Source organism: Sphingobium jiangsuense (assembly GCF_014196495.1).
In the GTDB taxonomy this organism is placed as follows: Bacteria; Pseudomonadota; Alphaproteobacteria; order Sphingomonadales; family Sphingomonadaceae; genus Sphingobium; species Sphingobium jiangsuense.
The window spans coordinates 54,534-69,162 of the sequence record NZ_JACIDT010000017.1 but is presented as its reverse complement, the minus strand read 5'-3'; the positions used below and the strand labels follow the sequence as shown (position 1 = coordinate 69,162).

General features: G+C 66.5%; 13 protein-coding genes and 1 other RNA gene. 7 read left to right on the top strand and 7 right to left on the bottom strand.

Annotation, left to right across the window (positions count from 1 at the left end; all coding sequences use genetic code 11):
* Position 1 precedes the first annotated feature (1 nt).
* Positions 2–2,455 carry an ATP-dependent helicase HrpB gene (gene hrpB, locus GGR43_RS18500; RefSeq protein WP_188073415.1) on the top strand — a complete coding sequence of 818 codons (2,454 nt, stop codon included), beginning with the start codon at positions 2–4 and terminating at the stop codon, positions 2,453–2,455.
* A gap of 69 nt (positions 2,456–2,524) precedes the next feature.
* Positions 2,525–2,803, top strand: coding sequence for an ETC complex I subunit (locus tag GGR43_RS18495; protein ID WP_188073414.1), 279 nt, complete (start codon positions 2,525–2,527; stop codon positions 2,801–2,803).
* 60 nt (positions 2,804–2,863) lie between these two features.
* Here GGR43_RS18495 and GGR43_RS18490 read toward each other — a convergent pair whose 3' ends face one another.
* Genes GGR43_RS18490 through GGR43_RS18475 form a run of 4 tightly spaced genes read right to left on the bottom strand, consistent with a single transcriptional unit; the run spans position 2,864 to position 5,564 of the window.
* Positions 2,864–3,412 (bottom strand): NUDIX hydrolase, encoded by a 549-nt coding sequence (locus tag GGR43_RS18490; protein WP_188073413.1) that lies wholly within the window; start codon positions 3,410–3,412, stop codon positions 2,864–2,866.
* Positions 3,413–3,419: 7 nt separating this feature from the next.
* Positions 3,420–4,100, bottom strand: a complete 681-nt coding sequence (locus GGR43_RS18485) for a TPM domain-containing protein (protein WP_188073412.1) — start codon at positions 4,098–4,100, stop codon at positions 3,420–3,422.
* A gap of 2 nt (positions 4,101–4,102) precedes the next feature.
* Positions 4,103–4,906 carry a TPM domain-containing protein gene (locus GGR43_RS18480; protein ID WP_425502248.1) on the bottom strand — a complete coding sequence of 268 codons (804 nt, stop codon included), beginning with the start codon at positions 4,904–4,906 and terminating at the stop codon, positions 4,103–4,105.
* A 25-nt stretch (positions 4,907–4,931) separates the two neighbouring features.
* Positions 4,932–5,564 carry a LemA family protein gene (locus GGR43_RS18475; RefSeq protein WP_188073411.1) on the bottom strand — a complete coding sequence of 211 codons (633 nt, stop codon included), beginning with the start codon at positions 5,562–5,564 and terminating at the stop codon, positions 4,932–4,934.
* Positions 5,565–5,686: 122 nt separating this feature from the next.
* On the opposite strand from GGR43_RS18475, the gene mscL reads away from it, so the two are divergent.
* The 5 genes from mscL to GGR43_RS18450 all read left to right on the top strand — a co-directional run bounded on the left by mscL (position 5,687) and on the right by GGR43_RS18450 (position 11,429).
* On the top strand, positions 5,687–6,121 hold the full coding sequence (gene mscL / locus GGR43_RS18470) for a large conductance mechanosensitive channel protein MscL (RefSeq protein WP_188073410.1): 435 nt from the start codon (positions 5,687–5,689) through the stop codon (positions 6,119–6,121).
* Between the two features lie 8 nt (positions 6,122–6,129).
* On the top strand, positions 6,130–6,378 hold the full coding sequence (locus tag GGR43_RS18465) for a hypothetical protein (protein WP_188073409.1): 249 nt from the start codon (positions 6,130–6,132) through the stop codon (positions 6,376–6,378).
* Positions 6,379–6,425: 47 nt separating this feature from the next.
* Positions 6,426–6,777: a transfer-messenger RNA gene (gene ssrA / locus GGR43_RS18460) on the top strand.
* Between the two features lie 304 nt (positions 6,778–7,081).
* Positions 7,082–8,635 (top strand): hypothetical protein, encoded by a 1,554-nt coding sequence (locus GGR43_RS18455; RefSeq protein ID WP_188073408.1) that lies wholly within the window; start codon positions 7,082–7,084, stop codon positions 8,633–8,635.
* Positions 8,636–8,714: 79 nt separating this feature from the next.
* The gene (locus GGR43_RS18450; protein WP_188073407.1) at positions 8,715–11,429 is read left to right on the top strand and encodes a TonB-dependent receptor domain-containing protein; all 2,715 of its coding nucleotides are present in this window, start codon (positions 8,715–8,717) and stop codon (positions 11,427–11,429) included.
* A 206-nt stretch (positions 11,430–11,635) separates the two neighbouring features.
* Here GGR43_RS18450 and GGR43_RS18445 read toward each other — a convergent pair whose 3' ends face one another.
* From GGR43_RS18445 to GGR43_RS18435, 3 genes are all read right to left on the bottom strand, one after another.
* Positions 11,636–12,637 carry an aldo/keto reductase gene (locus tag GGR43_RS18445; RefSeq protein WP_188073406.1) on the bottom strand — a complete coding sequence of 334 codons (1,002 nt, stop codon included), beginning with the start codon at positions 12,635–12,637 and terminating at the stop codon, positions 11,636–11,638.
* Positions 12,634–13,584 carry a Gfo/Idh/MocA family oxidoreductase gene (locus tag GGR43_RS18440; protein WP_188073405.1) on the bottom strand — a complete coding sequence of 317 codons (951 nt, stop codon included), beginning with the start codon at positions 13,582–13,584 and terminating at the stop codon, positions 12,634–12,636. The genes GGR43_RS18445 and GGR43_RS18440 overlap by 4 nt, the downstream gene beginning before the upstream one ends.
* A gap of 150 nt (positions 13,585–13,734) precedes the next feature.
* Positions 13,735–14,628, bottom strand: a complete 894-nt coding sequence (locus GGR43_RS18435; protein ID WP_188073404.1) for a class III extradiol dioxygenase subunit beta — start codon at positions 14,626–14,628, stop codon at positions 13,735–13,737.
* Between the last annotated feature and the right edge of the window lies 1 nt (position 14,629).

Genomic DNA, 14,629 nt, shown 5'->3' with positions numbered 1-14,629 from the left:
CATGTCCGACCTGCCGATCCATGCCGTATTGCCCCACCTGCTCTCCGCGCTGCGGAAAGGCGGCAATGCGGTGCTGGTCGCGCCGCCGGGCGCGGGCAAGACCACGGCGGTGGCGCCCGCGCTGTTGGCCGAGCCATGGTGCGACGGGCAGATATTGCTGCTCTCGCCCCGCCGCCTTGCCGCCCGCGCGGCGGCGGAGCGGATCGCGGAGTTGCTCGGCAAACCGGTGGGCGATCTTGCCGGTTATGCGACCCGCATGGACAGCCGCCAGTCCGCCGCGACGCGCATCCTCGTGCTGACCGAGGGGATATTCCGCAACCGGATCCAGGACGACCCGGAGCTTTCCGGCGTCTCCGCCTTGCTGTTCGACGAGGTGCACGAGCGCAGCCTCGACAGCGATTTCGGCCTCGCGCTGGCGCTCGACGTGCAGGGCGGGCTGCGGCCGGACCTGCGCCTTGTCGCCATGTCGGCGACGCTCGACGGCGCGCGCTTCTCGGCGCTGATGGGCGATTGTCCGGTGGTGGAGAGCGAGGGGCGGTCCCATCCGCTCGACCTGCGCCATATCGGCCGCCGCGCCGAACTGCGGATCGAGGACGACATGGCCGCCGCCATCCGCCGCGCGCTGGCCGAGGAGGCGGAAGGCGACGTGCTGGCCTTCCTGCCCGGCGTCGCGGAGATAGAGCGCACCGCGGAGCGGCTCGCCGACCTGCCGGGGGATATCGTCGTCCACCGGCTCCACGGCTCGCTGGAGCCCAGGGAGCAGCGCGCGGCGATCCTTCGCGACAGGGAAGGGCGGCGGAAGGTGATCCTCGCCACCACTATCGCGGAAACCAGTCTTACCATCGACGGCGTGCGCATCGTCGTGGACAGCGGCCTGAACCGCCGGGCGCGCTATGACCGGGCGGCGGGCATCACCCGGCTCGTCACCGAAAAGGCCAGCCAGGCGGCGGCCACCCAGCGCGCGGGCCGCGCCGCCCGCCAGCGGCCCGGTGTCGCCTATCGGCTGTGGGAGGCCGCCGCCACGCAGGGCCTGCCGCCCTATGATCCGCCACAGATACTGGAAAGCGACCTCTCCTCGCTGCTGCTCGAATGCGGGATATGGGGCGTCGCCGATCCGGCGCGGCTGAGCTGGCTCGATCCGCCGCCCGCCGCCGCGCTGGCCGAGGCGCGCGGGCGCTTGCAGGCGCTGGGCGCGCTCGATGCGGACGGATCGGTCAACGCCCATGGCCGCGCGGTCGCCCGCCTACCGCTGGAGCCGCGTATCGCGCATATGCTGATCGCCGCGAAGGATATGGGGCTGGCCGATCAGGCCGCGCGCATCGCGGTGCTGCTGGGCGAGCGGGGACTGGGCGGCATCTCGGTCGATCTGGAGGATCGCCTGCGCCGCTGGCGGCAGGAAAAGGGCGCGCGCGCCGCTGCCGGGCAGAAGCTCGCCCGGCGCTGGGCGGTGATGGTGGGTGGGCGCGATGCCGACGCGTTGCTGCCCGATCATGCCGCCGGGCGCTGTCTGGCGCTGGCTTTCCCGGACCGGGTGGCGAAGCGCCGCTCCGGCGACGGCGCGGACTGGATCAGCGCGGGCGGGCGGGGCTTCCGGCTCGATCCGCTGTCCCCGCTGGCGCGGGAAGAATGGCTGGCGGTGGGCGAGGTGCAGGGCAGCGCATCGGGCGCGCGCATCCTCTCGGCGGCGGCGCTCGATGCCGGAGCGGTGGCGGAGCTGTTCGCTGACCGCATCACCATCGAGCGCACCGTGCGCTTCCGCGCCGAAAATGGCGGCGTGGAGGCGCTGCGCCAGCAGCGTCTGGGCGCGATCGTCCTGAGCAGCGGCGGCGACGATGCTCCCGATCCGGCGATGGTGGCCGCCGCGCTGCTGAGCGGGGTGCGGCAGCATGGGCTGGACCGGCTTCCCTGGTCGAAACATGCGCTGTCGCTGCGCCGCCGGGCGGGCTTCGCGCAGGTGGAGGCACTGTCCGACGCCGCGCTGCTGGCGGAGCTGGACGACTGGCTGCCCCCGCTGCTGGAGGGCAGGCGGCGGCTATCCGATGTCGATCCGCAGGGGCTGACGGCGGTGCTCGACCTGCGGCTGGGCTGGGAGGGGCGCAAGACGCTGGACCGCCTCGCGCCGGAGCATTTCACCACGCCGATGGGCACGCAGGCGGCGATCGATTATGAGGCGCCCGGCGGCCCGGAGGTCGAGATCCGCGTGCAGGCGCTGTTCGGGCTGAAGGAGCATCCCTGCATCGGCCCGGACCGCCTGCCGCTGCGCCTCAGCCTGACGTCGCCGGCGAGGCGGCCGATCCAGACCACGGCGGACCTGCCCGGTTTCTGGACGGGCAGCTGGGCCGATGTCGCCAAGGAAATGCGCGGACGCTACCCCCGGCATCCCTGGCCCGACAATCCGGCCGACGCCGCCGCGACGCTGCGCACCAAGCGGGCGTCCTCCGGCGCAAAATCTTGATGCGGCAATCTTGACGCAAGGCCGCAAAGTGGCGCAAGGGGATCGGCGGTTGCAACAAAGGAGCCGTGCGTGACCGCGCATATCTATCAGACGCCGAAAAATGCGATGCAGTCCGGCAAGGCCGGGACCGGAACCTGGGTTCTGGAGCATGAACCGGCCGAGGCGAAGCGGCCCGACCCGCTGACAGGCTGGGCGGGGTCCGGCGACATGCGCCAGCAATTGCGGCTGACCTTCCCCTCGCTGGAGGCGGCGATGGCCTATGCGGACAGCATCGGGCTGGACTATCATGTGACCATGCCCCCGCCCAAGCGCCTGAAGATTCAGGCTTATGCGGATAATTTCCGCTAACTGTCCGTTTCTGCCAATTCCGTCATGCCAGCCTGCGTTGGGGTGACGCATTGGGGCGCATCAAACCCCCATCATGCCCGCCCCCAGCGCTATCAGCAGCTTCACGTCGATCGCCATGCCCTCGGCGCGTCGTTCCGCGACATAATCGGCGATCCGCGCCACCGGCACGCGGTGGACGATGATATCCTCGCCCTCCACCCCGCCGCCGTCATGCACGCGGACCAGGCCCTGTGCGCGGAACAGCCAGAAGCTTTCCGACACCATGCCGGGCGAGCTGTAGAAATCGCCCAGCTCCACCATCGAGCGCGCGCGATAGCCGGTTTCCTCCTCCAGCTCGCGCAGCGCCGCCTCGGCCGCCGGTTCCCCGGCGGGGCTGTCGTCGTCGCCCACCAGCCCGGCGGGCAGCTCCAGGGATCGCTTGCCCAGCGGTATGCGATATTGCTCGACCAGGATGATGCAGGGGCCGTCCTCTCCTTCCTCGTCGATCGCGAGGATCACGGCGGCGCGGATGCCCCGGCTGCGCGAGACATATTCCCACGTTCCCTGCTGGCGCACGGTGATATATTTGCCCTGCCATTTGATTTCGGGCGCGGCTTGGCTGTCGGTCATCGGTGGCTCACAATTCGATCAGGCGGTCGGGCAATTCGTTGGGATTGCTGTCGCTATGGGGCAGATATTCGGCGAGGATCTCCCCGATCCGGCCGATCGCCTCGACCATGCCGGTGCCGGGGTCGCCCCGCCGCGCATGGTCGAGCAGCGCCGCCATCGCGTCGCCCCAGCGCTCCGGCGCGACGAGGCGGCTGATGCTCTCGTCGGCGACGATCTCCGCGCGGTGCTCGGCGAGGGAGAGATAGATGAGGATCGCGGTCCTGCCCCGCGTGCGCCCCTCGGCGCAGGCGCGGAAGATCGTCACCGCCTGCCTGCGCACCCGCCGCGTCCGCGTGGCGCCGGGCGTCAGCGCGATGCGCAGCGGCATCCACGCCAGCGCATAGCGGACGGCGAGGAACATGATGATCTGCGCCGCCAGCAGCAGCGCGAGCTGCACCGCTACCGGCAGGCTATGGTCCCACCCGCCCAGCAGCGCGGTCGCGCAGTCGGAAAAGCGCAGCGGGAACGCCGCCACCAGCGCCAGCAGGCACAGCATCGCGGCGATCGCATAATGCAGGCCGACATCATGATAGGCGTCCGACCGGGGCGCGACGACGATGACGATCTCCGCGTCGCTGGTGCGCTCTGCGGCGTGGATCGCCTGGGTGATGCGATCATGGTCGGCCTTGCTGATCCGTATCCGCGTCATGCCTACCAGCCCCCCGATGCGCCGCCGCCGCCGAAACCGCCCCCGCCGCCGGAAAAGCCGCCTCCGCCCGACCATCCGCCGCCGCCGGATCCCCTGCCGCCCCAGCCGCCGCCAAGACCCGGCCCCCAGAGGATGACCGGCGCGATGCCCCGGCGATAGGCGCGCCCGCCGCGCCGCCCGAGGAACATCGGCAGCACGAAGAACAGCAGGATGAAGAAGATGATGAAGAGCATCTCGCCGCCGCCGGACGATTTCTCCTCCCGCTGCGCCTGCTCGGCGGCCTTGCGCGCCTCATCGGGCGGCAGCAGGAGCAGGCGGACGATCGCGTCCACCCCGGCCTCTATCCCGCCGGGAAAGTCGTTGTCGCGGAAACGGGGGACGATGCTGTTGCGGATGATGCGCGCGGACAGCGCGTCGGTCAGCACGCCTTCGAGGCCATAGCCGACCTCTATCCTGACCTTGCGCTCCTTCGGCGCGACGATCAGCAGCGCGCCGTCGTCCCGCTCCTTGTCGCCAATGCCCCAATGATCGCCGAGCCGGAAGCCGTAATCGGCGATGTCATAGCCCCCCAGATCGGGAATGGTGGCGACCACCAGCTGCCGCCGGCTCTGCTTTTCCAGTTCGGCCAGCTTCGCGTCGATCGCGCTTTCCTGCGCCGGAGTGAGCAGGTCGGCGGCATCGACCACCCGGCCCGTCAGCGCGGGAAAGCTCTGCGCGTGCAGCGCCGCCGGTGCGGCGAAAAGGCACGCCAGCGCCAGCAGCGCCATCCACAGCGCGCGCGGGGCGGAAGAGCGTCGGGCCGTCATGGCGAGGGGTGCCGCATCCAGCCCGTCACCCGCCGAAATCGACCTTCGGGGCTTCCTGCGCATTGGTCGCGGTCGCCTTGTAGGGCGTCATCGGCTTGGCCCCGCGCACCGTGGCGCCGATCATCGAGGGGAAGGTGCGGACCAGCGTGTTATAGCTCTGCACCGCCTCATTATATTTGATGATCGCGGTGGAGATGCGGTTTTCCGTCCCTTCCAGCTGCGATTGCAGGTCGAGGAAATTCTGGTTGGCCTTGAGGTCGGGATAGGCCTCGACCGTCGCGAGCAGGCGGCCGAGCGACTGGCTGAGCGCGCCCTGCGCCTGCGCGAACTGGGCGACCTTGGCCGGGTCGCCGAGGTCGTCGGCGCTGACCTGCACCGATGTCGCCCGCGCGCGGGCCTCCGTCACCTGCGTCAGCGTTTCCTGCTCGTGCCGGGCCGCGCCCTTGACGGTCGCCACCAGATTGCCGACCAGATCCGCCCGGCGCTGATATTGCGCCTCCACATCGGCCCAGCGCGCCTTGGCGGCCTCCTCGGCGGTGGGGACGCTGTTGATGCCGCAGGCCGACAAGGCGAAAACGCACAAGGCCGCCAGCAGCAAGCGAAGGGAAGGGCGGGGCACAGGGCGGAGCGGGGAACGAAGGGAAAGGGTCGGAATCATGGAGATCATCCTCATCCTGATAGAGGCGGCAGGCTAGCGGCGCGCGCCTGCCTATGCAACTGGACAGGGGCGGGCGTCCGTGCAAGACAGGCACGAAATGCGTGGCCAAGGAGGAAATAAGCATGTCCATAGCATCCGAATTCCGGGAATTCATCGCGCGCGGCAATGTGATGGACCTGGCGGTCGGCGTCATCATCGGCGGCGCCTTCGCGACCATCACCAAATCCCTTACCGACGATCTCATCATGCCGGTGGTGGGCTTCATTTTCGGCGGGATCGATTTTTCCAACTATTTCATCCGGCTGGGCGAGATACCGGCGGGCTTCAAGGGCTCGCCCGACAGCTATCAGGATCTGAAGGCGGCGGGCGTCGCGCTGTTCGGCTGGGGCGAGTTCATCACCGTCGTCATCAACTTCCTCATTCTGGCGTTCATCATCTTCCTGATGATCCGCATGGTGAATCGCCTGGCGGCCAAGCCTGCGGTGGAGGACGCCGCGCCGTCGGAGGAAGTGCTGCTGCTGCGCGATATCCGCGATTCGCTGACCAGAAAGGAATGAGGCGGGCGATGGCCGCAAGGGCGCGCTTTTTGTCGATCTGCGCGCTCTCCCTCTCGCTGCTCGGTGGCGGCTGCGGCGGCGCGGGCGAGGCGGCGGGCGCCAATGCCTCCGCCCCGGAAGCCGGAATGTTCGACGCCAGGGCCGATGAACTGGAGGAAAAGGCCAATGTCATGATCGCGGCCGCCGCCCGCGCGGTCGACAATGCCGCCCCGCCGTCCGACAATGGGACCGATCCGGTGGCGGAGGATGGCGACTGAGTCCGCTACAAGGGGAAAGGAAAAGGAGGCGGAACAGATATGTCTCGCCTCTTTTCATATCGGCGCGGCCACCCTATATGGAGGATGTCGGTTTCGGCCGACTATGGCGATAAAATATGTCGTGTAATAGATGCAGCGGACCCGGGGGCAGTACCCGGCGGCTCCACCATAACATCCGGCTTCGAATGGGGCCGGATGCTCTGACGGGGCCGAACCAGGATCGACGTGTATTGAAAGACGATGTTTTCGCTCGGGCTGAGTAACCCGTTCAAGGCTCAAAACCTATAAGTGCCAACGACAACGAAGCACTTGCTCTTGCTGCGTAATTGAGGGCCTCGCGGCCTGACATTACCCAAATAGAACGCGGTTGGACCCGCCGGGCAACAGAAGGGTTACAGCGGCCGCCGGAGGGCCGGGCAACAGAACCTCCGGCACTTTCCTTTTCTTTTCCGCTATCGCTTTCGTCCACGCGCCCAAGGGCCGTGGCGCCTCTTTGCGCATCCGCCGTGCAGGACGACCCGCGCTGTCATCCAATTGTCACAAAAAGGATTTTCATTTCACAAAACTGCAATTATCCCGAAATCACGGCGTCATTTCCCGCGCCTATTGGCTCGCGCCGAGGGCGTCAGGGGGAACAGATGATTGTCTCTGCTGCGCTCCGCTTCCCGAAGATGAGCCGGCCATAGCCGGAGCGGAGAACACCATGATGATGAAGTCGAATATAGCGAAATTCCTGCTGGCGGGCTGCGCCGTCGCCGCGTTGAGCGCTTGCGGCGCGGATGACGTGGCTTCGCCCGGCAGCGGCGGCGATATCACGATCAACAACCCCTCGCCGACGCCCAGCCCGACTCCGACGCCCGGCACCGGCACGGTCGAGGCGGCGGGCGGCTGTCCCACCATCGAGGTTCCGCTGACCGACAGCGGCACGATCACCGGACCGACCGGCACCTGGCGCGTCTGCACGCTGCCCGCCAAGATCACCACCAGCACCACCCTGCCCAAGATCAGCGGCCTGCTCTATGAACTGGCCGGGCGCGTCGATGTGGGCGACGATCTGGGCGCGACGCCGACCAGCGGGGAAAAGAGCGTCACGCTCACCATCCAGCCCGGCGTGATCCTCTACGGCAAGGCGATTTCCTGGCTCGCGGTCAATCGCGGCAACAAGCTGATGGCGGTGGGCGAGGCGGACAAGCCGATCATCTTCACCAGCCAGCAGAATATCAGCGGCTCCAACTCCGACAATTCGTCGGGCCAGTGGGGCGGCGTCGTGCTGCTCGGCCGCGCGCAGGTGACGGATTGCGAGGCGACCAGCGCCACGCCCGGCACCACCGCCTGCTATCGCAACACCGAAGGCGCCGCCGCGCCCGCCTATTATGGCGGCGTCACCAACAACGACAGCAGCGGCGAGCTGAAATATGTGCAGATCCGCTATTCGGGCTATGTCCTCTCGGCGGACAAGGAATTGCAGGGCCTGACCCCGTCGGGCGTCGGCACCGGCACCAAGATGGAATATATCCAGATCCACAACAGCTCCGACGACGGCATCGAGATGTTCGGCGGCCAGCCGGTGCTCAAGCACATCGTCATCACCGGCGCGGAGGACGATTCGCTGGATATCGACACCGGCGCCAAGGCGTTCGCGCAATATGTCATCGCGGTGCAGCGGGCCAATGTCGCCGACAGCATGATCGAGGGCGATAGCGACAACACCGTCGACAACGACACGCCGCGCACCCATTTCCGCCTCGCCAACTTCACCTTCGTCACCAATGCCGTTGCCGGCAACGGCGCGGCGATCATGATGCGCGGCGGCATGGATGCGACGCTGGTGAACGGCGTGGTGGTCGCGCCCAACCAGCCCTGCCTCCAACTGCGCAATGCCAAGACGGTGCAGACCAGCGGCACGGACGAGCAGGGCCCGCCGGTGTTCCATTCGGTCGTGATGCAGTGCGGCGGCTCGGCGGCGATCATCGACGGTTCGGGCGTCACCGCCGCCCAGACGCGGACGATCTTCGAGGCGGGCACCAACAACAACGCGGCCTTCACCGCCAGCCTGGCGAACCTGTTCGTCAACGGCGCGAAGGAAACCGCCATCCCCGCCTTCGACGCCAGCACGCTCGGTTCGGCCCTCGCCAAGACCGACTATATCGGCGCGGTGAAGGACGCCAACGACACCTGGTACAAAGGCTGGACCTGCGACAGCGCCACCGCCGGCTTCGGCAGCGGATCTGCCTGCACGTCGCTGCCGACGGCCTGATCCGGGACGAATGCAGGGGCGAGGCGGGGCATCAGGCCGCGCCTCGCCTCCTTTCCAAACGAATATATGGGGAAAATTCATGGCATCGCCGATCCGTTTCGCGCGCCTTCTGCTGCTTTCGTCTGCGCTTGCCGCGCCTGTTTCCATGGCCCATGCCGCTGCGCTCGCGGAGCCTGCCCCCGCACGGCCTGACGACGCGGTCGCCATGCCCGCCGCCGCTGCGGCGGCGCCGGATGCGCCCGATGCCGCCGCCATGGCTGATGCCGAGGCAGACCAGCAGGGCAGGGATATTTCCATTCCCGGCGCGATCATCGTGACGGGCCGCCGTTCCGACAATGTGCAGCAGGCCGCGCCCGCCGTGGTTTCCGTGCTGACCACGGCGGATATCCAGCGCACCGGCGAAGGCGATATCGCAGGCGCGCTCAGCCGCGTGACCGGCCTCAGCGTGATGGGCAACGGCTTCGTCTATGTGCGCGGCCTGGGCGATCGCTATTCCTCCGCGCTGCTCAACGGCTCGCCGCTGCCCAGCCCCGAGCCGCTCCGGCGCGTCGTCCCGCTCGACCTGTTCCCGACCAACGTGGTCGCCTCGTCGCTGGTGCAGAAAAGCTATTCGGTGAACTTCCCCGGCGAATTCGGCGGCGGCGTCATCAACCTCACCACCAAGACCATCCCGACCGAAAGCTTCGTGACGGTCAAGGGCGGGGTCGGGCTGGACAGCGAAACGACCGGCCAGATGGGCTATACCTATTATGGCAGCAGCACCGACTGGACCGGCTTCGACAACGGCAACCGTGATTACACGCCCGCGCTGAAGGCCTTTTTCGCCAGCGGCGAGCGCATCGGCGACGTTGATTCGGTCGCGATCGCGAGCGGGCTCGTCACCGGCCGCAACGCCGTGGTGCAGCGGAACGACAATATCCCGGCGAATTTCTCCGCAGAGCTGACCGGCGGCACACGGTTCGATCTGGGCGGCGCGGAAATGGGCGTCATCGCCTCCTTCGGCTACAGCAACAAATGGCGCACGCGCGAGATCACGCAGCAGACCGCCCAGAGCGCGGACCTCTCCACCGTGGACACGGCCTTCACCAAGGTGATGACCGACAACCGGATCGTGGTGAACGGCCTGCTGGGGCTGGGCGTGGAATTCGGCGACAACAGCATCCGCTGGACCAACCTTTATGTGCGCGACACGCTGAAGCAGGCGAGCCTCGCCCATGGCGTCAAGAACAACAGCATCCTGGGCGCCGACTATATGGACCAGTCGACCGCCTGGTACGAACGGCAGTTGTTCGACACCCAGCTCGTCGGCGAGTTCGAGATATCCGGCCTCAATGTCGACCTGCGCGCCGCCTATGCCAATTCGCAGCGCGAGGCGCCCTATGAGCTGGATTTCGAATATGTGCGGACCAATCAGGCGGCCGATCCTTATGGCGCCTATTATATCAACCTGCTCGACCGCCAGCGGGGCAAGGCGGTCGCGGCCTTTTCCGACCTGAACGAGAATCTCTACTCGTTCGGCGCGGATTTCAGCTATGAGGTCGCGCCCTCGGTCGTCCTGTCGGCGGGCTATGCGCTGTCCGACACCAAGCGCATCTCCTCGCGCCGGGAATTCCAGTTCAACCCCGGCGACGATTTCGTCGACGGCATCGGCCTGTGGCGGCCGGATTTCCTGCTCCAGCCCGCCGTCGTCAACCATTATGACATCGGCCTCATCGAAACGACGGAAAGCGACCCGTCCTTCACCGCGAAGCTGAACATCGACGCGGGCTACGGGCAGGTTCAGGCCGATCTGGTCGAGGGGCTGAACGTGACCGCGGGTGTGCGGTACGAACGGGCGATGCAGTCGGTCGAACCGACCCGCGTGTTCAACACCAGCATCAATCAGGGCGGATCGACCCTGTTGAAGAAGGATTACTGGCTGCCCGCGATCACCATCACCTATGAGGTCGCGCCGGACATGCAGCTGCGTGCCAGCGGATCCAAGACCATCGCCCGCCCGCAATTCCGGGAGCTGCTGAACCAGAGCTTCTACGACCCGGAAACCAACCGCACCTATCTGGGCAACCCCACGCTGCGCGACAGCGTGCTCTATAATGGCGAGGCGCGGTTCGAATGGTATTTCGCGCGCGATCAGCGCTTCTCGCTCGCCGGCTTCTACAAGAAGATCGACAATCCGATCGAAGCCTATGTGTCGATCCAGTCGGGCAACGATCCGATCACCGGCTATGCCAATGCGCCGGAGGCCCGCCTCTACGGCGCCGAGGTGGAGTTGCAGAAATATTTCCCGCTCGACGGGCTGTCGGACGGCGGCTTCTTCGTCAGCCGCAGGGCGGTGCTGGTGGCGAACTATACCTATACCCGCTCGAAAATCCGGGTCGGCGCCGACGATCTGGTGTCGATCTATCAGGTGGGGGATGTCGCCGCGACCAACTATTTCACCGACGGCGACCCGCTGACCGGCCAGTCGGACCATCTGGTGAACCTGCAACTGGGGCTGGAGGATACGGACAGCCTGTCGCAGCAGACGCTGCTCCTCACCTATGCGAGCAAGCGCGTGACGAGCAGGGGACCGGGCGGCACGCCGGATATCTACGAGCATCCCGGCTTCAACCTGGATTTCGTGATGCGGCAGGGCATCCGCCTCGGCGGCATCGACAGCGAGCTGAAGCTGGAGGCGCGCAACCTGACCGGGCGCAAGTTCCGCGAATATCAGGAAAGCGGCGCCAACCGCATCTATTACAACCTCTACAAGCTGGGCACGAGCGTCTCCGCATCGTGGAGCGTGAAGTTCTGAGACGGAGGGGAGGGCTGGTTTTCGGCTCTCCCGTCACGTCATGCCAGCGCAGGCTGGCATCCCAGGAGGCGATGCGCGACATGGCCTGAGAGCCCAGCCTGCGCTGGCATGACGATAAAATGTCCGTCTCAGGATGCGATCGCACGGAAAAGGCCCGCCCCATCACAATGACAGGGCGGGCCTTTTTGTGAAAATCATGCCTCCGATCAGGCGGCCTCGGCGAATTCCTCGGTGTCGATGGTCTTGCGCATGCCTTCGGGATAGCGGTGGCCCGATACGGTCCGCTGGTTGATCAGCGCGTCGGCGCGGTCCAGGATATCCTGACCGATGCTGACGCCCAGCGTGTTCAGATTCTCTTCCAGATGGTCGAGACTGGTCGTGCCGGGGATGACATGGACATGATCGCCGCGTGAGAGCACCCAGGCGAGCGAGAGCTGCGCAGGCTCCACGCCCGCTTCCGCCGCCAGCGCGTTGAAGGCGTCGATCAGCTTCAGGTTCTTCGGCCAGTTTTCCGCATTGAAGCGCGGATGGGTGAGCCGCAGGTCGTCCTTCGGCAGGGTCGCCGGATCGCGCAACTCCCCGCCCAGCGCGCCGCGCGCGACCGGGGAGAAGGCGACCAGCGCCACGCCCAGTTCGCGGCAGGCCTCCAGCGATCCTATCTCCACATTGCGGGTCCAGAGCGAATATTCGTTCTGCAACGCGGTGACGGGGTAGGCCGCATGCGCCCTGCGCAGCGTCGCCTCGCTCATTTCCGAAAGGCCCGCACCGCCGATCTTGCCTTCCTTCACCAGATTGCCCAGCGCGCCGACCGATTCCTCGATCGGCACCTTCGGGTCGTAGCGGTGGAGATAGTAGAGATCGATGAAATCGGTCTGGAGCAGCTTCAGGCTCTTTTCCACCTCGGCGCGGATCACCTCCGGCCGGCAATCGATGCGGCGCGCGGCGCCGTCGATGATGATGCCCATCTTGGACGCGAGGTAGAACTGGTTGCGCCGCCCTTTCAGCGTCTCGCCGATCAGTTCCTCATTCTTGCCCAGGCCGTAGAGCCGGGCGGTGTCCAGATGGTCGTAGCCGAGGTCCAGCGCCCGGTCGAGCAGCCGCGCGCCATCCTCCTTCGACAGGGGATAGCCATAGGCATGGCTGAGGTTCATGCAGCCGAGGCCGACCGGCTTGACCGCCCGGCCCCCGATGGCGCGCGGGCCGATCATGCGCCCGCCTTTTCGAGCTGAACCTCCAGCTCGCCCAGCACGCGATAGCAATCGAGCACCTGCGCGACCGAGCTGTTCGGCTCGCGCCCTTCGCGGATGGCGGCGATGAACTCGCGATCCTGCAATTCGATGCCGTTCATGCTGACGTCAACCTTGCTCACGTCGACAGGTTCCTCCTTGCCGTTCACCAGATCGTCGTAACGGGCTATATAGGTGCCGTTGTCGCAGATATAGCGGAAAAACGTGCCGAGCGGACCGTCATTGTTGAACGACAGCGACAGGGTGCAGATCGCGCCGCTTTCGCTCTTCAGCTGGATCGACATGTCCATCGCGATGCCCAGTTCCGGGTGGATCGGCCCCTGCACCGCATTGGCGGCGACGATCTTGCCCGCCTGATAGGCGAACAGGTCGACGGTGTGGGCGGCATGGTGCCAGAGCAGATGGTCGGTCCAGCTGCGCGCCTCGCCCTTGGCGTTCATGTTCTTGCGGCGGAAGAAATAGGTCTGAACGTCCATCTGCTGGACGTTCAGCTCGCCCGCCTTGATCCGGTTGTGCACCCACTGGTGCGAGGGGTTGAAGCGGCGGGTGTGGCCGACCATGCAGACGAGGCCGGTTTCCTGCTGCTTGGCGAGCACCGCCTGCGAATCCGCCCAGCTGTCGGCCAGCGGAATCTCGACCTCTACATGCTTGCCCGCGTCCATCGCCTTGATCGCCTGCTCGGCGTGCATCTGGGTCGGGGTGCAGAGGATCACCGCGTCGACATCCTCGCGCGCCAGCACGGCGTCATAATCGGTGGTGGCGAAGCCCACGCCATATTTCGCGGCCATTTCCTCGGTCGGTTCCTGGCGGCGGCCGCACAGCGCGACGACTTCGACGCCGTCGATGTTCTTCAGGCCGTCGAGATGCTTTTCGCCAAAGGCACCGCCGCCAACGAGAGCGATTTTCATGGGTTTCTCCTTTGCTTCTGCCCGCCTGCGCGGGGGGAGGGTTGGTTTGCCGCCGCCCGGAAGCGGGCGAGCGGGCGAAAGAGGGAAGTCCTTCAAGACAGGACTTCCGCCCCCCTGTGCAGCAAGGGGGCGGAAGAGGGGGAGCGTCTGCTATTCGGCCGCGACGCTGTCGGGTATGTCGCCGGTCATGTCATAGCCTTCGCCATTGTCGGGGCGCAGGACGAGATGGCCGATCGCGGTGTTGCTGCACGGCACATGATAATGGCGGTGCAGCGCACGGGTCCGCTTGCCGAGCGCGCCGCGCATGATGAGCCACATCACCATCTCGATGCCCTCGCTGCCGGTTTCGCGCAGATATTCGACATGCGGGATGTAGCGCAGCTTGTCGGTGTCGCCGATCAGGCCGTCGAGGAACATATTGTCCCATTCCTTGTTGATGAGGCCCGCGCGCGGCCCCTGCAACTGGTGGCTCATGCCGCCCGTGCCCCAGATCTGCACGTTGAGATCCTCGGGGAAGCTCTCGACCGCCCTCTTGATCGCCTCGCCCAGCGCCCAGCAGCGGTTGCCCGACGGCGGCGGATAGGTGACGACGTTGACGGCCAGCGGCACGACCTTGCACGGCCATTTTTCGGGCTTGCCGAACATCATCGACAGCGGCACGGTCAGGCCGTGGTCGACGTCCATCTCGTTGATGATGGTCATGTCGAATTCGTCGAGGATCAGGCTCTGCGCGATGTGCCAGGCGAGGTCCGCATGGCCCTCCACCTCCGGCACCGGGCGCGGGCCCCAGCCTTCGTCGCAAATGCCGTAGCGGTCCGCGCAGCCGATGGCGAAGGTCGGAATGACCTTCATGTCGAAAGCGGAGGCGTGATCGTTGTAGACGAGGATGATGACATCCGGCTTTTCGGCCTTTTCCCATTCGCGGGTCCATTCATAGCCCGCGAAGATGGGCCGGAAATAATCGTCCTGGTCCTTGCCGAAGTCGGATGCGACGCCCAGCAACGGCACATGGCTCGACGCGACGCCTGCGGTAATGCGTGCCATA